Origin of the sequence: Sphingomonas sp. UYEF23 (genome assembly GCF_040546165.1) — a bacterium.
GTDB lineage: Bacteria > Pseudomonadota > Alphaproteobacteria > Sphingomonadales > Sphingomonadaceae > Sphingomonas > Sphingomonas glacialis.
This window is the reverse complement of sequence record NZ_JBEPNG010000011.1, coordinates 25,514-41,509: the sequence shown is the minus strand read 5'-3', so window position 1 is coordinate 41,509 and position 15,996 is coordinate 25,514. Positions and strand designations below refer to the sequence as shown.

Here is a 15,996-nt window from a genome sequence, read left to right as displayed (position 1 = left end):
CGTGAGCGCACTCACCAGCGCCTGACGCATCACCGCCACCCCCCGGCTCGCGCGCTGCGCTCGGCGGTCGCGTCGAGCGGATCGCCTGCCATCAGCGCTTGCGCATCCGCCATCAACGCCGCGTCGCTCGATCCGGCCTGGCGGTACTCGGTCGTCGCGCCGGTCGCGCCGTTGCGCGTCTGGCGCAGCGCCCAGCCTGTCGCGTCATGGCAGGCGATGCCGTCGATCGCGACCGCGCTGAAGACGCGGCAATAGCGGCCTGCCTGGTCCTTGAAGCTGACCGGAACGCGCACCGCGCCCGCAGCCGACGCCAATTGCGTGTCGAGGGCGGTCGCGAGCGGTCCCGCTGCATACAGCCGACCGCCCTGCGTCGTGACCGGGCCGCGATCCCAGCCGAGCCCGACCGAAACGCCGATCACCAGGCACGCCGCCATCGCGATCGCCTCGCGCCAGCGCGTCGCGATCGGGCGCCGCACCGGCAGCGCAACCGGCGCCGCACGGATCAGCGCCGCGAGCCGATCGGGCACTTCTTCCGCGGCGACCGGCGCAAACCGGCCCGCAATCCGCGCGCGGAGTCCGCGGTGGCGCTCGACTTGCGCGGCAAGCGCCGGATCCTGCGCGATCGCGCGTTCGACGCGCTTGGCGCTGAGCGGGTCGAGTTCGCCATCGGCATAGGCCATCAGAAGTTCGGCATCGACCGTCACGCCGCTTCTCCCAAGTGCGCCATCAGCGCCTGGCGCCCGCGCACCAGTCGCGAGGTCAGTGTTCCCATCGGAATGTCGAGGACGGCCGCCGCCTCCTTATATGCGAGCCCCTCGACCAGCACGAGCGCGACCGCCTCGCGCTGTTCGTCGGGTAGAGCCTGCATCGCGCGGTCGATTTCGCCGAGCGCGACGCGCGCCTCGCCGCCGCCGTCGCCGCCGATGCCGAGCCCGGCCGCTTCGGCGACGAAGGTCTGCGCCGCGCGGCTTCGGGCGCGCGTCGTGTCGATCCAGCTATTGCGCATGATCCGGTACATCCAGCTATCCATCCTCGTGCCCGCCTGCCACTGCGTCCGCGCCAGCAACGCCTTTTCGACCGTCACCTGGCACAGATCGTCGGCATCCGCCGCGTCGCGGGCGAGCGCGCGGGCGAACCGCCGCAAGCGCGGCAGCAGTCCCAGCAGATCGTCCTCGAACGCGGCCAAAGGTGTTTTCCTTCTCGAGCGGATGAAACGGATGGCGTCGCCCGTTTAATCCACGCACAGGCCAAAAGGCCAATACGGGGATCCGCCTTGCCCAAACGACTCGTCTTGCTCGCCGCGATCCTGCCGCTCGGCCTTTCCGCGGCGCAGGCGCAATTGCTGCCGCAAGTGCCGGTGGTCGGCGCATTGCCGCGGATCGAGGGGCTTGCCGACAGCGCGCTGCGCCTGCCCGCCACCGCGATCGACCGACTCGACGACGTCCGCCGCGCGACGATCGACCGGCTGGTGCGCGACCATCCGCGCGAGATCGCGCGCGATCCCGACGGGTTCGCGGCACGCGCCGGAGAGATCGTCGTCGATGCGCCAAGCGACGCTTGGCTCGCCGCCGCTCAAGCCAAGGGCTATCGGCTGCTCGAACGCGGCGACATTCTCGGCGTCGGCTTCGCGCGCCTGGCTGTCCCGGCGAATCGCTCGCTGAAAGCGGCGATCGGCGATCTTCGCCAGCTCGGCGATGCAGAGGTCAGCGCGGACCAGCTGCATTTCGCGAGCGGTATCGCGCCTGTCGCTGCCGCGGCGGCCGCGCGCGGTGCGGGGCCGCTGGTCGGGGTGATCGACGGTGGCGTCGCGGGGGCGGCGCTGTCGAGCGGCTTTGCGGAAGGCGCCCCGCGCGCGAACGACCATGCCACCGCGGTCGCATCGTTGATCGCCGGATCGGGCAGCGTGCGCGGTGCCTTGCCCGGCGCGCGGATCGCCTCGGCCGACGTCTATGGCGCCGATCCCGCCGGCGGCAACGCGACCGCGATCGCCAAGGCGCTCGGCTGGATGGTCGCGCAGCGCGTCGCCGTCGTGACGATCAGCCTGGTCGGCCCGGCCAACCCGTTGCTCGGCCGCGTCGTCGCGGCGGCGCAAGCGCGCGGGCTGATGATCGTCGCCGCGGTCGGCAATGACGGCCCGGCCGCACCGCCGAGCTATCCCGCCTCCTATCCCGGCGTGATCGCGGTGACCGGCGTCGACGCGCGCAACCGCGTGCTGATCGAGGCGGGGCGTGCGCGGCATCTCGACTATGCCGCACCCGGCGCCGATTTGCGCGCCGCCGCGACCGGCGGACGCAGCATGACGGTGCGCGGCACCTCGTTCGCCGCGCCGCTCGTCGCCGCGACGATCGCGCGCGTGTACCCGGCGCTCGATCCCACCGCGATGCCCGCCGCGCTCGCGCGGGTCGATGCCGGTGCGGTCGATCTCGGCGCGCGCGGGCCCGATGCCAGATATGGCCGCGGGCTGGTCTGCGGGACGTGTCGCACGCCACCCGCGAAATAATTTTCGCACAGCGCGGGATTAAATCGCAAGCGGGCCCCGTTCTCCCTGCAGCAGCAACGGAGACTCATCATGATCAAGACCCTGTTTGGCACTGCAACGCTTGCCCTCGCGATCGCGGCGTCGCCCGCTTCGGCGCAGCTCCTCGGCGGCGGCGGCGGCGGCCTCGGTGGCGCGCTCGGTGGTTCGCTCGGAGGCGGATTGGGGGGCGGATTGGGCGGGCTGAGCGGCTCGACCAACGGCATGCTCGGCAGCACGCTCGAGCGCGGACCGCTCAGCACCGACAGCGTCACGCGCAGCACGCACGCGACGCGCACGAGCAAGACGGTCGATACGCGCAAGGGCACGGTGGACGCCTCGAACACCACGAGCAGCGCGTCCGCGCTCGATTCGACCAACCGCATCGGCGACCGCTCGCTCACCGGTAGCGGCAGCGGCAGTGCTTCGCTCGGCGGCAGCATCGACGCGCAACTGGTCGGCACCGACGCGGTCCGCAGCACCGCGGGCCAGGCGACCGGCGCGGTCCGCTCGGGCGCGGATCGTGCGGTCGGCGCGACGCGCAGCATCGCCGATCGCGGTCGGAGCGTGGCAGGCACCGCAGCCTCGCGTACCACCGGCGCGGTCAATGTGGTCGGGGCTTCGGCCAACGGCATGGCCTCGGGCGCGGCATCGACGATGGGCAATGCCGCCAGTGCGACCGGCAGCCTCGCGCTGGCAGGATCGGGTGCGGCGAGCGCCGGGGCCTTCCCGGTCGCGCCCGGTATGGCGATCCGCGACACTGCAGGGCGCGCGATCGGCACGGTTCAGTCGGTCCGCGCAGGCGCGAACGGCGCGCTGAGCGATGTGCTGGTCCGCGTCGGCAATCGCATCGCCACGCTTCCTGCGGCCAATTTCTCGGGGTCGGGCGACGTGCTCGTCTCGGCGATGGGCAAGAGCGACGTCAAGAACGCCGCGCAGTAACGCGCGCGGCATCGATCACGGCATCGATCACGGCGGGGCGCGTCCGGCTTTCACCAGCCGGGCGCGCCTTTTCCGTACCGCGTCCCGCGACCATCCGCAGGACGCGATCGGCTCGCCATTGGCGATCAGGCCGAGCGCTTCGGCCTCGGGCGTCGGGATCATCATCCCGCGCGAGGATCCCACGATTCGGCGATCTGCTCGCGTATGACGTCGCTGCTGTCGATCGCCGCGCCAGTGACCGCACAGGCGCCTGCCCCCGATCCGACCCCGTGTTCGCCCCCGCTGCCGAGGTCGAGGCAGCGGTGGCCGGGCAAGCCCGCGGTGCGAGGCGGGCAAGACGCTGTACGTCCTGACCCACCACGCACTCTACGGCGTCACGCTGCGCTGATCGCCGCGCATCAGGCGCCCTTGAAGGCGGCCTTACGCTTCTGCAGGAAGGCGATCCCGCCCTCCATCGAATCGGCCGATCCCCGCGCGGTGCGCTGGTTCTCCGCCTCCTGCAGCATCGCCGCGGCATAATCGCCTTCATACGCGCTGCGGATCTGGCGGCGCATCAGCCCGATCGCGACCGTCGGCCCCGCTGCCAGCCGCTCGGCCAGCGCGAACGCCGTCGCATCGAGCGCGTCGTCGGCGACGACGCTGTGGATCATCCCCCAGTCGAGCGCCTTGGCCGCGGGCACCTTCTCGCCGAGCAGCATCATCTCGCTCGCGCGAGCCTTGCCGATCAGGCGCGGCAGCATCCAGCTCGCCCCGCCATCGGGCACCAGCCCGATATTGACGAACGCCTGGAGGAAATACGCCGTCTCGCTCGCCACGCAGAAATCGGCCGCGAGCGCGAGGCTGCAGCCGATCCCCGCCGCCGGCCCGCGCACCGCGCTGACGACAGGCACTGCCAGATCGGCGATCGCCGCCATCGTCGGATTGTAGCTCTCCGTCAGCGCCGCGAACGTCGCATTGCCCGGATCCTCACTACCGAGCGCCCCGCTGCCGACATCGGCCCCCGAACAGAACGCCCGCCCCGCCCCCGCGATCAGCACCGCGCGCGCCCCGTCGAGCGATGCGAGTGCCGCGCGCAATTCGACGAACATCGCGGGCGGCGCAGCGTTCAGCCGCTCGGGCCGGTCGAGCGTGAGGACAAGCACGTCGCCGCGCCGTTCGGACTGGATCATCGTGGTCATGGTGTTTCCCTGTTTTCGCGGGCGTGGTGGACGCGGATGATAAGAATCACGTCATCCGCAAGACGATATCTGAGGATGCATTGCAGGTTCACCAGCGATATCTCACGGTGTCCGTCGTCGCTGATACGACGCCCCATATTCGGAAAAGCCGCCAACAGCTCCGCGCGTTGGCGAAGCTCATCTTCCAGTCGCTCGGCCAGGCCGATGTCGCGGTCAGCGGCAAAGAGCCAGAGCCGCTGCACATCGGCAGTGGCACGCGCCGACCACCGTACCTTCACAGGCCGCGTTCGGCCCGCCAACGCCGCTTGGTCTCTGCCAGATGCTCCCAGACTTCATCGGTGGTGTAGACGCGCCCGGCGGCGATGTCGGCCTCCGCCTCTTCGATCCCTGCCCAATAGTCTGGATCAGCGTGCACTCGGGCGACCATTGCCTCAGCCTCGGGCGACCAGGTCTGCTGGCCATGCTCGTCGAGCGGACCGATGGCATCATCGACCGGCTGAAGCTTGGGATTAGGGTCGTTCACAGTCCGAACATACGCCGAAACCGAGCGCCACGCTAGCCGTGCGCCGGCGTCTCCATCAGCTCGACCAGCATCCCGCCCATGTCCTTGGGATGGACGAACACGATCGGCGTGCCATGCGCGCCGATCCGCGGGGTCCCGAGCACGGTCGCGCCCTTGGCCTGCAAATCGGCGACCGCGACGTGGATGTCGGGCACTTCGAAACAGACGTGATGCTGCCCGCCCGCCGGATTCTTGCGCAGGAACCCAGCGATCGGCGAGGTCTCGTCATACGGCTCGATCAGCTCGATCTGCGTGTTGGGCGTGTCGATGAAGCAGACCTTCACGCCTTGCGCGGGGAGGTCGAACGGCTCCCCGATCTGCGTCGCGCCAAGCAAGTCGCGGTACAGCGCGATCGAGCGCTCGATCGAGGGCGTCGCGACGCCGACATGGTTGAGGCGCCCAAGCGTGGTGGCGGCGGAATCGGTCATCGTAACGGCCTTATTCGTCTTCGGGAGCGGAGGCTTTCTTGGCCGTCGCCGGATCGGCGGGCACGCGCGTCGCGGGTGCCAAGACGCGCGCCGGCGCCTTGCCGAATTCATAGCCGCACGCCGAAAGCACTTGCCGGATCGGTGCTGGCCCCGGTCCGACAAACACCGCATCGACCGGCTTGTTGTCGGGATCGATCACGCGCACCCGGATCGACTTGCCCCCCGCGATCATCGCTGCGAGATTGGTGACGACGACATCGTCGCTGATGAACGCGCCGCTCCCCGGGAACTGCCAGTTGGTGCCGAGCCAGCCGCCGTCATCGACGTTGATCGACACCGGCCGCGGCAGCGCGGCGGCAAAGCCGGCCTTGGGAATGAACTGGAGCGAGACGATCTTCTCGCCCGTCGTATCGCAGCGCACCACCAGCCGCGCGCTGTTGTCGGTCGACCAGGCCGAGCTCGAGGTCGCGATCGTCTTGCCGCTCGGACGCGTCTGCACCGCCCAGGGTGCTGGCGTCGCCGGAGCGGCGGGCGCTGCCGCCTGGAGCAGGAGCAGCGCCAACATCACTTTGCGCCGGCCTTGGTGGGCGCACCGACCACGCTCTCGGGCAGATCCTTGCCGAACACGCGCTGGTAATATTCCGCGACCAGGCTGCGCTCGGTCTCGTCGCACTTGTTGAGGAACGACAGCCGGAACGCGAAACCGACATCGCCGAAGATCAGCGTGTTCTGCGCCCAGGTGATGACGGTCCGCGGGCTCATCACGGTCGAGATGTCGCCGTTCATGAAACCACGGCGCGTGAGGTCGGCCACGCGCACCATGTTGTCGACTTGGCGTTTGCCCTCGGGCTGGTCATACTCGCCCGACTTGGCGAGCACGATCTGCGCCTCGACCGCGGCGGGCAGATAGTTGAGCGTGACGACGATGTTCCAGCGGTCCATCTGGCCCTGGTTGATCTGCTGCGTGCCATGATACAGGCCCGACGTATCGCCGAGGCCGACCGTGTTGGCGGTGGCGAACATGCGGAAGAACGGGTTCGGGCGGATCACGCGGTTCTGGTCGAGCAGCGTCAGCTTGCCCTCGGTCTCGAGCACGCGCTGGATCACGAACATCACGTCGGGGCGGCCCGCGTCATATTCGTCGAACACGAGCGCGGTCGGCGTCTGCAGCGCCCACGGCAGCAGGCCCTCCTTGAATTCGGTGACCTGCTGGCCGTCCTTCAAGACGATCGCATCGCGGCCGACGAGATCGATGCGGCTGATATGCGCGTCCAAGTTGATGCGGATGCACGGCCAGTTGAGGCGTGCGGCGATCTGCTCGATATGCGTCGACTTGCCCGTGCCGTGATAGCCCTGCACCATCACGCGGCGGTTGAACGCGAAGCCAGCGCAGATCGCGAGCGTGGTGTCCTTGTCGAAGACATAGGCCGGGTCGAGATCGGGCACGCGCTCGTCGGCGAGCGAGAAGGCTGGGACTTCCATGTCCGAATCGATCCCGAACAGGTCGCGGACTTTCTTCATCTGGTCGGGCGCGTCGAGGATCGTCGTCTCGCGGCTGTCGGGCTGGGTGTTCGGAATCGTGGTCATGCTGAAAATGCTCTGCAAGAAGGTCGTCCCTCCCTAGCCGGTCGGATCGCGCCAAGTCGAGACGCGAGTTTCATGCAATCTTGGCGGGTAGCGCAAACAGCGTGCAGAAATGCGCGGCAAGCGCCACGTCGCCGCTGACCGCAAGCCGCCCGCTCGCCACCAGCGCGGCGAGCGGCGTCGTTCCGAACAGCGCCGGCAGGAACGCGTTGGGCTCGCCAGCCAGCACCGCGTCCGCTTGCGCGGTCCCGCCGCGGGCGAGCGTCAGACCGCCATCGCCGATCGCCGCCACATACCGCTCGTTCCCCAGCGAAAATCCGATCCGCGCGGCAAAGCCCTCCGCTTTTGCGGGATCGAACATCATCCGCAGCGCGAGCATCAGCGCGACGCGCGAGAACGGCAGCGACGGGTCGTGCGCGGGCGAGCGCAGCGCCCAGCGGCCGAGCGCCATCACGATCGGCTCGGCCTCATAGCCCCACGGCGTCAAGGCGTAGACCTGCACATTCGCCGGCGGCGGCAGCGTCTCGCGCGTCAGCACGCCCGCCGCCTCGAGCCCCTGCAGCCGCTGCGTCAGCACGTTCGCGCTCAGCCCCGGCAATCCGCTGCGGATCTCGCCGAAGCGCCGCGGGCCGAGCAGCAGCTCGCGGATCACCAGCAGCGACCAGCGCTCGCCGACGAATTCGAGCGCGAGCGCGGTGCCGCACGCATCGTCATACCAGCGCTTGATTGTCCCACTGGGTGCTTCAGTCACTTTTGCTAACTTCATGGTTGCAATTTGTAACTATCGACCGCATCCTTTGCAAACGTCGAATCGCACCGGAGAGTGGCGCCATGACACAGCGGATCTTCATCAGCCTGCCGGTTGCCGACGTCGCGGCGTCCACCGCCTTTTACGAGGCGATCGGCTGCACCAAGAACCAGGCCCTCTCCAGCGATGCCGCCGCCTCGATGGCGTGGTCCGACACCATCACCTTCAACCTGCTGAGCCACCCGGTCTATCGCGGCATCTCGCCCAAGCCGCCGGACGATGCGCGCGCGACCGGCGGCCCGCTCTTCGCGCTGGCGCTCGATTCGCGCGAAGCGGTCGATGCCTTCGCCGCCGCCGCGATCGCGGCGGGCGGACGCGAAGTCCACGGCGCCGAGGACGAAGGCTTTATGTATTCGCGCGGGGTCGAGGATCCTGACGGCCACGGCTTCGGGCCGTTCTGGATGGACGCGGCGGCCGCGCCCGCGGCGCCTCCCGAGGCGGCGCTCGCCGACTGATCCGGCCAATCGAGGAGCGGTACCGAATGACCCCGACCATCACCACCTTCGCCTGGGTGCCCAAATTTGCGCGCGGCCAGGTCCGCGATCTTCGCGCGCGCTGGGCGTTCGAGGAAATTGGCGAGCGCTACACGGTCGATCTGATCCGCGACGCCAAGACGCCCGAGTATCGCCGCCTGCAACCCTTCGGCCAGGTGCCGATCTATCGCGACGACGGCGTCGCGCTGTTCGAATCGGGCGCGATCGTGCTGCACATCGCGCGCCGCGGCGCGGGGCTGCTCCCCGACGATGCTGCGGGCCGCGCGATCGCCGAGCAATGGGTCATCGCCGCGCTCAATTCGGTCGAGCCGGCGGTGATGGATCTGGTGCGCTGCGACCTGTTCGAGGCCGACAAGCCGTGGTCGGCGCAACGCCGCCCGAGCGTCCTGGAAACGGCGCGCGCGCGGCTCGGCGGGGTCGCGGCGGCGCTCGGCGCCCAGCCCTATCTCGGCGGCGACGCCTTCACCGTCGGCGACCTGATGATGGCAGCAGTGCTGCGCATAGGCCCGACCGACGAACTGTTCGAAGGCCTCCCGACGCTCGCCGCCTATCTCGCGCGCTGCACCGCGCGGCCCGCCTTCGAACGCGCGCTCGCCGACCAGCTCGCGGTGTACGCCGAGCAAGCCGTCCCCGCCGTATGAGGAAGCCCGAGCGATGACCAACCTGCATGGCACGCCGATCTGGTACGAATTGCACAGCGCCGATCCGCCCGCGTCAAAAGCGTTCTACGATCATGTCATCGGCTGGCAGATCGGCGAACCCGCCCCCGACATGGACTATCGCATGATCGAGACCGGCCACGGACTCGTCGGCGGCGTGATGCGGCTCACGCCCGAAATGGCTGCCGGCGGGGCAAAACCTGGCTGGCTGTTCTACATCGGAGTAGACGATGTCGATGCCTCGGCCGAGGCGATCAACGCCGCCGGCGGCGCGGTCCTTATGGGCCCGTGGAGCATCCCCGGCGTCGGCCGTATGGCGATTGTCACCGATCCGCAGGACATTCCCTTCTACATCATGCGCGGCGACAGCGACGAAGACAGCACCGCCTTTGACCGCACCGGCATGGGCAAATGCAACTGGAACGAGCTGATCACCCCCGATCAGGACGCCGGCGACGCCTTCTACCGCCACATCTTCCACTGGAGCTATCCCGACGTGATGCCGATGGGCCCGATCGGCGAGTACCGCTTCATCGCGGTCGGCGAGCAGACCTTCGGCGCGACGATGCGGCATGCGGGCGAAGCGCGGCACCCCGGCTGGCGCTTCTATTTCCGCGCGCCCGATATCGAGGCCGCAGTCGTGCGCGTGGCCGAGGCGGGCGGCAGCGTCTTGTCGGGTCCGATGGACGTGCCCGGCGGCGACCGCATCATCGTCGCGAGCGATCCGCACGGCGTCGTGTTCGGCATGGTCGGTCCGGGGGCGGCGGGCTGAGCGTCGCGATCGCGCCCGGCCGCATCACGCGAACGCCGGTGCACCCTTCAGCTGCGTATAGGCGGCAATCACCTCCTGCAGCTTGGCCTCGAAACCGCGGTCCCCGCCGTTGCGATCGGGATGATATTTGCGCACCAGCTCGGCATAGCGCTCGCGCAACCCCCGCCGGTCGACATCCGCCGCCAGCCCGAGCACCTTGAGCGACCGCCGGTCGACCTCCGACAACGGCCGCCCGTCCTTGCGCGCCGGCTCGGCCGCGCGCCGGAAGCGCGCGCCGATCGCATCGAGCGGATCGCTGAAATCGCCCCATTTCGGCGGCACGTCGGCGCCCGAATGCGCAAAGGCGCGCGTCTCGCGCTCCCATCCGGCGAACGGGCGCTGCTGCGCGTGGATTTCCTCGGCGCTCATGCCCGTGAAGAAATTGTAGCGCGCATTGAACGCGCGGACATGATCGAGGCAGAACCAGCGATACGGCCGTGGCCCGTCGCCGCTCATCCGCGGCGAATCGCCTGCGGGCGCGCGGAATTCGCCCGCTTCGTCGCACCCCGGTTCCTCGCACACGCGCCCGGTCCCCTCGACCCGGCCGTGGAAGCGCGGGGCGGGCCGCTCTCTCGCGCCATCTTTCTTGTCGTCCTCGCGCGCCACGCGGGGCTCCCTAACTGCAAAAACGGCCTATATAGGCGCGATGACCGACCCTGCCACCGCCCCCGCCCCGATTCCTGGCGCACCCCCGCGCCCGCTCGTCGATGAGATCCGCGAGCGCCTCGTCGCCGCGCTCGATCCGATCGCGCTCGACGTGTCGAACGACAGCGCCCAGCATGCCGGCCATCTCGGCGACGACGGCACCGGCGAATCGCATTTCAGCGTGAGCGTCGAATCGGCCGCCTTTGCCGGCCTGTCGCGCGTCGCGCGGCAACGCCTCGTCAACACCGCGCTCGCCGATCTGCTGCGCGACCGGATCCACGCGCTTGCGATCCGCGCACGGGCGCCTGGCGAATGAGCGCGCGCTACAAGCTGTGGTACTGGCCCGACCTTCAGGGCCGCGGCGAGTTCGTCCGGCTCGCGCTCGAAGCGGCGGGGATCGGCTATGACGATTGCGCACGGCAGCACGGCGCCGAGGCGCTGCTCGACGACATGGAACGCCACGCGGCGGCGCGCGGGCCGTTCGCGCCGCCGTATCTGGAACTCGACGGAATGGTGATCGCGCAAGTCGCCAACATTCTGCTCTACCTCGGCGACCAGCACCATATCGGGGGCGCAACAATCGCCGACCGGCTGTGGCTCAACCAGCTCCAGCTGACGATCGCCGATGTCGTCGCCGAGGCGCACAACGTCCATCACCCGCTCGACGGCAACGCCTATTACGAGGACCAGCAGGACGCCGCGCTGATCGCCGCGGCCGCGTTCCGCGAAGATCGCACCCCCAAGTTCCTCGGCTATTTCGAACGCGCGGCGAAGGCCAATCCCGGCGAATGGCTGATCGGCGATCGCTGGAGCTATGGCGACACCTCGCTGTTCCAGCTGGTCGAGGGCCTGCGCTACATGTTCCCCAAGCGGATGGCGGCGATCGAGGGCGCGTATCCGGCGGTGCTCCGCATCCACGATCAGGTCGCCGCGCTGCCGGGTATCCGCGCCTATCTCGAGAGCGACCGGCGCATCGCGTTCAACGAGCAGGGCATCTTCCGCCACTATCCCGAGCTCGACGCCGCCGGAGACGAGCGGGCATGAGCCGCGTCCCCCGCCCGGCGGCGCGCATCCTGCTGCTCGACGAAGCCGATCGCGTGCTGCTGTTCCGCTTCGATCCCGACGATCGCCCGCCCTTCTGGTGTACGCCGGGCGGCGCGGTCGATCCCGGCGAGAGCTATGAAGCCGCCGCGCGCCGCGAGCTGCGCGAGGAGACCGGGCTCGATCTCGATTGCGGGCCGCAAGTGCTGCAACGCCATGTCGAGTTCCTGACGATCGAGGGCGTCGAAGTCAGCGCCGACGAGCGCTATTTCCGCGTCCGCGCGCCGCACGATGCGGTCGACACGAGCGGCCATACCGCGCTCGAACAGCGCGTGATGACGCGCTTCCACTGGTTCACGCGCGCCGAACTCGCCGCTGCCACCGAACCCTATTTCCCCGAGGATCTCCCCGCGATCCTCGACGCGCTGGAGGGTTCCGAATGACCAACGACGACCTCATCCTGCAGACGATCACGCCCGTCACGCACGATCTCGGTGGCTTCAAGGTCCACCGTACCTTGCCGTCGCGACCGCGCACGATGGTCGGGCCGTTCATCTTCTTCGACCAGATGGGCCCGTCGCGGCTCGGCATGGGCGAAGGGATCGACGTGCGCCCGCACCCGCATATCAATCTGTCGACCGTCACCTATCTGTTCGGCGGCGCACTCGGCCATCGCGATTCGCTCGGCAGCGACGTCGTGATCGAGCCCGGCGCGGTCAATCTGATGACCGCGGGGAACGGCATCGTCCATTCCGAGCGCACCCCCGACGCGGCGCGCGCCGACGGCCCCGAGCTATCGGGCATCCAGACCTGGCTCGCCATGCCCGAGCAGGACGAGGAGATGGCGCCCGCGTTCGAGCATGTCGCGCGCGCCGATCTGCCGACGGTCGAAGCGTCGAACGCCCGCGCACGCGTCGTGATGGGGAGTCTCTGGGGCGCGACCGCACCAACCACGACCTATGCCGAGACGATCTACGCCGACATCGTGCTCGACGCGGGCGGATCGATCCCGATCGATGCGGAGGCCGACGAACGCGCGCTCTACATCGCGCTCGGCGAGGCGACGCTCGACGGCATGACGCTCGAGCCGATGACGCTCTACGTGCTCAAGCCCGGCACCGCCGCGACGCTTCGCTCGACGACGGGCGCCCGCGCGATGCTGTGCGGCGGCGAGGCGTTCACCACGCCGCGCCACGTCTGGTGGAACTTCGTCTCCTCGAGGCGCGACCGGATCGACGAAGCCAAGCGCGCCTGGACCGCGGGGGAATTTCCCAAGGTGCCGGGGGACGACAAGGAATGGATCCCGATTCCGGCCATTCCCAAGACGGTCAGCTATCCATAATGCCTCTCCCCTCCCGCTTGCGGGAGGGGCTGGGGGTGGGCTCGCGCTATCGAAACGAACCGCACGTGGAGGCCGGGCGCCCACCCCCGACCCCTCCCGCAAGCGGGAGGGGAGTATCAAAATGACCGCCTTCACCCTGAACCGAATCGCCCTCCCCACCGGCGTCGAGCTCGATGTCGCCACCGCCGGCAACCCTGCGCACCCGCCGATCCTCCTGCTCCACGGCTTCCCCGAATCGCACCGCACCTGGCGCCACGTCATCCCGCAGCTCAGCGCCGATCATTTCGTCATCGCCCCCGACCAGCGCGGCTTCGCGCGGTCTTCCAAGCCCGCCGCGATTGGCGACTACACCCCCGACAAGATGGTCGCCGACTTGCTCGCGCTCGCTGACCATTTCGGGCTGACCACCTTCACGCTCGTCGGCCACGACTGGGGCGGCGCGATCGCGTGGATGGCGGCGCTGCAGAACCCCAGCCGCATCACCCGCCTCGTCATCGTCAACGCGCCGCACCCCTTCGTCTTCCAGCGCACGCTGTTCGACGACATGGCGCAGCGCGAGGCGAGCCAGTACATCACCGCCTTCCGCAATCCCGGGTTCGAGACCTATATCGACAGCATCGGACTCTCGAATTTCTTCGACAGCAGCTTCCTGCGCCACACCGATTTCTCAAAGATCGCCGATGAAAAGCCGGTCTATCTCGACCAATGGAGCCAACCCGGCGCGATGACCGCGATGCTCAACTGGTACCGCGCGAGCCCGATCCTGGTGCCGGCGATGGACGAGACGCCGCCGCGTCCGGCGTTCCTCGACGGCGCGTTCCCGCCGGTGACGCAGCCGACGCTGGTGGTGTGGGGTCTCGGCGACGCCGCGCTGCTGCCGAGCCAGCTCGAGGGGCTCGACACGCTGGTGCCCGATCTCACGCTGGTGAAGGTCGATGCCGGGCATTTCGTCCCGTGGGAAAACCCCGACGCGATCGTCGCCGCGATCCGAGAGTGGGAGGCCACCTAAATCCTCCCCGGCACGGGGAGGGGGACCATTTGCCTCTTCCGGCAAATGGTGGAGGGGGCTCTCCGCGGGCGTTACGCGTGTGGCGGCCCCCCTCCACCACCAGCCTGAAAAAGGCTGGCGGTCCCCCTCCCCGTGCCGGGGAGGATCAAACCCTGACCTGCGCCGCCGCGGGCAAATCCACCAGCGGCGCAGCCCCCGCGCCAGCCCCCGTATCGATCCACGCCCCATGCGCATGGCTCGTCGCCACTGTCGTCCACTCCGCGCCCCCCGGCCACCACCGCGCCCGCACCACCTGGTGCCCCACCGACCGATCGGGCTCCATCGCAACCCAGCCAAGCGGGCGCTCGACCGTCGCACGCGCGCCCGCTGCGGCCATTGCCACGCGCACCCGCTCGGCCACCGGCTCGGGCAGATACTGCCACACCACCGAATGCATCAGCACGCGCGTCACGCCTTCCGCCTGTGGCTCGGCGAGCCGCGCCTCGATCCAGTCGGCCGCATCCGCCCGCTCCAGGGCCACGCCATGCGCGCGCACCATCTCCACCGCCGCGCGCACCCGCGCGAGCCGTTCGGGCGTCTCGGGCCAGACATAGGCCGCAAGCCGCGCCGCCACCGCCGGATCGGTCGCATCGATCGGCGCGATGTCGCACCCGCGCACCGACACGATCTCGAGCGGCACCGGATCGGGCGGCGGCCCGCTCCAGCGCGGCGTGATCGTCACCGGCGAGTCGGTCGGCCCGAACGCCACGCCGCCAAGATCGAAGCGATACCGCCCGATCAGCAGATTGAGCCCCGCGCTCGACCCGATCTCGAGCACCTCCACGCGCGGCCCGCACGCCCGCGCAATCTCGAGCAACCCCAGCAGCAGCGCCGCCGACCGCCCCGGCTCGTTGGTCTGCGGCGGCCCGTCGAGCCACGGCAGCAACGCCGCCTCATGCTCCACCAGCACGCGCTCGATCATCGCGAGGATCGCGCCCGCATCGATCACCGCCCCGGAATACACCGCCGCCAGCCCGGCATCGCGCCCCGCCTGCACCAACGCGTGAAGCCCCCCGAACAGCCGCAACGGCAACGCATCGCGCGTCGGCTCGCCCGCCCAGTCGAGCACCCGCGCCCCGATGACCGATCGCCGCGTCAGCCCGTCGACGAGCGCCGCGCATATCCGGGCATAGACCGGCGCGGCATTGGCCTCGCAATACTGCTGCTGGATCCGGAACGCGTCACGATTGGTCTGCTCATCGGCCATGATCGATTTTCTCCGTCGGTCGCGTTGTTGCGCCCACCCCCGCCGCCAAGTAAAGCCCGCGACATGGCAGACCCGATCATCATCGCCGTCCCCAAGGGCCGCATCCTCGCCGAAGCGATCCCCTTGCTCGAACGCGCCGGAATCGTCCCCGAAGCCGCGTTCAGCGACGAGAACAGCCGCGCGCTGCGCTTCACTACCAACACCCCCGGAATCGACCTCATCCGCGTCCGCGCGTTCGACGTCGCGACCTTCGTCGCGCACGGTGCGGCGCAGCTCGGCATCGTCGGGTCCGACGTGCTCGCCGAGTTCGACTATTCCGAGCTCTACGCGCCGGTCGATCTCGGCATCGGCCATTGCCGCCTGTCGGTCGCGGAACCCGCCGACATGGCCGCGAACGACGATCCGCGCGGCTGGAGCCACGTCCGCGTCGCGACCAAATACCCCCACGTTACCGAAGCGCATTTCGCGCGCCGCGGCGTGTCGGCCGAGTGCGTGAAGTTGAACGGCGCGATGGAGCTGGCGCCGCTGCTCGGCCTCGCGCCGCGGATCGTCGATCTGGTGTCGTCGGGCCGCACGCTGAAAGAGAACGGCCTGGTCGAGGTCGAGGTGATTTGCGAGGTCACGTCGCGGCTGATCGTCAACCGCGCGGCGTTCAAGACGCGCGGCGAAGTCGTACCGCTGGTCGAGGCGTTCCGGCAGGCTGTTGCACAGGAGATGGCGGCATGAGCGCGT

General features: G+C 69.4%; 23 protein-coding genes. 11 read left to right on the top strand and 12 right to left on the bottom strand.

From position 1 onward, the window contains the following. Positions 1-29: 29 nt before the first annotated feature. Positions 30-704, bottom strand: a complete 675-nt coding sequence (locus ABIB28_RS16670; protein WP_354289211.1) for an anti-sigma factor family protein — start codon at positions 702-704, stop codon at positions 30-32. After that, positions 701-1,186, bottom strand: a complete 486-nt coding sequence (locus tag ABIB28_RS16665) for a sigma-70 family RNA polymerase sigma factor (protein ID WP_354289210.1) — start codon at positions 1,184-1,186, stop codon at positions 701-703. Before ABIB28_RS16665 ends, ABIB28_RS16670 begins: the two co-directional genes overlap by 4 nt. Positions 1,187-1,273: 87 nt before the next feature. On the opposite strand from ABIB28_RS16665, the gene ABIB28_RS16660 reads away from it, so the two are divergent. Then, positions 1,274-2,500: a S8 family serine peptidase gene (locus tag ABIB28_RS16660; protein ID WP_354289209.1), complete on the top strand. Its 1,227-nt coding sequence runs from the start codon at positions 1,274-1,276 to the stop codon at positions 2,498-2,500. A 69-nt stretch (positions 2,501-2,569) separates the two neighbouring features. Next, positions 2,570-3,457: a hypothetical protein gene (locus ABIB28_RS16655; RefSeq protein WP_354289208.1), complete on the top strand. Its 888-nt coding sequence runs from the start codon at positions 2,570-2,572 to the stop codon at positions 3,455-3,457. Between the two features lie 27 nt (positions 3,458-3,484). On the opposite strand, the gene ABIB28_RS16650 is transcribed toward ABIB28_RS16655, so the two are convergent. The 8 genes from ABIB28_RS16650 to ABIB28_RS16615 form a co-directional block, all read right to left on the bottom strand. Next, positions 3,485-3,622: a hypothetical protein gene (locus ABIB28_RS16650; protein ID WP_354289206.1), complete on the bottom strand. Its 138-nt coding sequence runs from the start codon at positions 3,620-3,622 to the stop codon at positions 3,485-3,487. Positions 3,623-3,855: 233 nt separating this feature from the next. Further along, positions 3,856-4,635, bottom strand: coding sequence for an enoyl-CoA hydratase-related protein (locus tag ABIB28_RS16645; protein WP_354289205.1), 780 nt, complete (start codon positions 4,633-4,635; stop codon positions 3,856-3,858). Next, positions 4,632-4,913, bottom strand: coding sequence for a type II toxin-antitoxin system RelE/ParE family toxin (locus ABIB28_RS16640; RefSeq protein WP_354289203.1), 282 nt, complete (start codon positions 4,911-4,913; stop codon positions 4,632-4,634). Before ABIB28_RS16640 ends, ABIB28_RS16645 begins: the two co-directional genes overlap by 4 nt. Then, positions 4,910-5,158 (bottom strand): hypothetical protein, encoded by a 249-nt coding sequence (locus ABIB28_RS16635; protein ID WP_354289202.1) that lies wholly within the window; start codon positions 5,156-5,158, stop codon positions 4,910-4,912. The genes ABIB28_RS16640 and ABIB28_RS16635 overlap by 4 nt, the downstream gene beginning before the upstream one ends. Before the next feature lie 32 nt (positions 5,159-5,190). Continuing rightward, the gene (gene mce, locus ABIB28_RS16630; protein WP_354289201.1) at positions 5,191-5,625 is read right to left on the bottom strand and encodes a methylmalonyl-CoA epimerase; all 435 of its coding nucleotides are present in this window, start codon (positions 5,623-5,625) and stop codon (positions 5,191-5,193) included. Positions 5,626-5,635: 10 nt separating this feature from the next. After that, complete coding sequence (locus ABIB28_RS16625; protein ID WP_354289200.1) at positions 5,636-6,190, bottom strand: hypothetical protein; 555 nt, start codon at positions 6,188-6,190, stop codon at positions 5,636-5,638. Continuing rightward, entirely contained in the window at positions 6,190-7,212 is a 1,023-nt protein-coding gene (cobS, locus tag ABIB28_RS16620) for a cobaltochelatase subunit CobS (protein ID WP_133191799.1), read from the bottom strand. Before cobS ends, ABIB28_RS16625 begins: the two co-directional genes overlap by 1 nt. A gap of 70 nt (positions 7,213-7,282) precedes the next feature. After that, a complete protein-coding gene (locus ABIB28_RS16615) occupies positions 7,283-7,960 on the bottom strand; it encodes a winged helix-turn-helix transcriptional regulator (protein WP_354289199.1) in 678 nt (225 codons plus the stop codon). 80 nt (positions 7,961-8,040) lie between these two features. On the opposite strand from ABIB28_RS16615, the gene ABIB28_RS16610 reads away from it, so the two are divergent. Genes ABIB28_RS16610 through ABIB28_RS16600 form a run of 3 tightly spaced genes read left to right on the top strand, consistent with a single transcriptional unit; the run spans position 8,041 to position 9,942 of the window. Continuing rightward, positions 8,041-8,472 (top strand): VOC family protein, encoded by a 432-nt coding sequence (locus ABIB28_RS16610; RefSeq protein ID WP_354289198.1) that lies wholly within the window; start codon positions 8,041-8,043, stop codon positions 8,470-8,472. A 26-nt stretch (positions 8,473-8,498) separates the two neighbouring features. Further along, a complete protein-coding gene (locus ABIB28_RS16605) occupies positions 8,499-9,152 on the top strand; it encodes a glutathione S-transferase family protein (protein ID WP_354289197.1) in 654 nt (217 codons plus the stop codon). A gap of 13 nt (positions 9,153-9,165) precedes the next feature. After that, positions 9,166-9,942, top strand: a complete 777-nt coding sequence (locus ABIB28_RS16600) for a VOC family protein (RefSeq protein ID WP_354289196.1) — start codon at positions 9,166-9,168, stop codon at positions 9,940-9,942. A gap of 24 nt (positions 9,943-9,966) precedes the next feature. Here ABIB28_RS16600 and ABIB28_RS16595 read toward each other — a convergent pair whose 3' ends face one another. Beyond that, positions 9,967-10,587: a J domain-containing protein gene (locus ABIB28_RS16595; RefSeq protein WP_322161112.1), complete on the bottom strand. Its 621-nt coding sequence runs from the start codon at positions 10,585-10,587 to the stop codon at positions 9,967-9,969. A 40-nt stretch (positions 10,588-10,627) separates the two neighbouring features. Here ABIB28_RS16595 and ABIB28_RS16590 point away from each other — a divergent pair, with 40 nt between their 5' ends. The 5 genes from ABIB28_RS16590 to ABIB28_RS16570 all read left to right on the top strand — a co-directional run bounded on the left by ABIB28_RS16590 (position 10,628) and on the right by ABIB28_RS16570 (position 14,018). Beyond that, a complete protein-coding gene (locus ABIB28_RS16590) occupies positions 10,628-10,942 on the top strand; it encodes a BolA family protein (RefSeq protein WP_354289194.1) in 315 nt (104 codons plus the stop codon). Next, complete coding sequence (locus tag ABIB28_RS16585) at positions 10,939-11,670, top strand: glutathione S-transferase (RefSeq protein WP_354289193.1); 732 nt, start codon at positions 10,939-10,941, stop codon at positions 11,668-11,670. Before ABIB28_RS16590 ends, ABIB28_RS16585 begins: the two co-directional genes overlap by 4 nt. Next, positions 11,667-12,110 carry an NUDIX hydrolase gene (locus tag ABIB28_RS16580; RefSeq protein WP_354289192.1) on the top strand — a complete coding sequence of 148 codons (444 nt, stop codon included), beginning with the start codon at positions 11,667-11,669 and terminating at the stop codon, positions 12,108-12,110. The genes ABIB28_RS16585 and ABIB28_RS16580 overlap by 4 nt, the downstream gene beginning before the upstream one ends. Then, positions 12,107-13,009 (top strand): pirin family protein, encoded by a 903-nt coding sequence (locus tag ABIB28_RS16575; RefSeq protein ID WP_354289191.1) that lies wholly within the window; start codon positions 12,107-12,109, stop codon positions 13,007-13,009. Before ABIB28_RS16580 ends, ABIB28_RS16575 begins: the two co-directional genes overlap by 4 nt. Before the next feature lie 121 nt (positions 13,010-13,130). Continuing rightward, positions 13,131-14,018, top strand: coding sequence for an alpha/beta fold hydrolase (locus tag ABIB28_RS16570; RefSeq protein WP_354289189.1), 888 nt, complete (start codon positions 13,131-13,133; stop codon positions 14,016-14,018). A 145-nt stretch (positions 14,019-14,163) separates the two neighbouring features. On the opposite strand, the gene ABIB28_RS16565 is transcribed toward ABIB28_RS16570, so the two are convergent. Further along, positions 14,164-15,264, bottom strand: a complete 1,101-nt coding sequence (locus ABIB28_RS16565) for a DUF2332 domain-containing protein (RefSeq protein WP_354289188.1) — start codon at positions 15,262-15,264, stop codon at positions 14,164-14,166. 63 nt (positions 15,265-15,327) lie between these two features. On the opposite strand from ABIB28_RS16565, the gene hisG reads away from it, so the two are divergent. Continuing rightward, positions 15,328-15,990 (top strand): ATP phosphoribosyltransferase, encoded by a 663-nt coding sequence (gene hisG, locus ABIB28_RS16560; RefSeq protein ID WP_133191786.1) that lies wholly within the window; start codon positions 15,328-15,330, stop codon positions 15,988-15,990. Positions 15,991-15,996 lie beyond the last annotated feature (6 nt).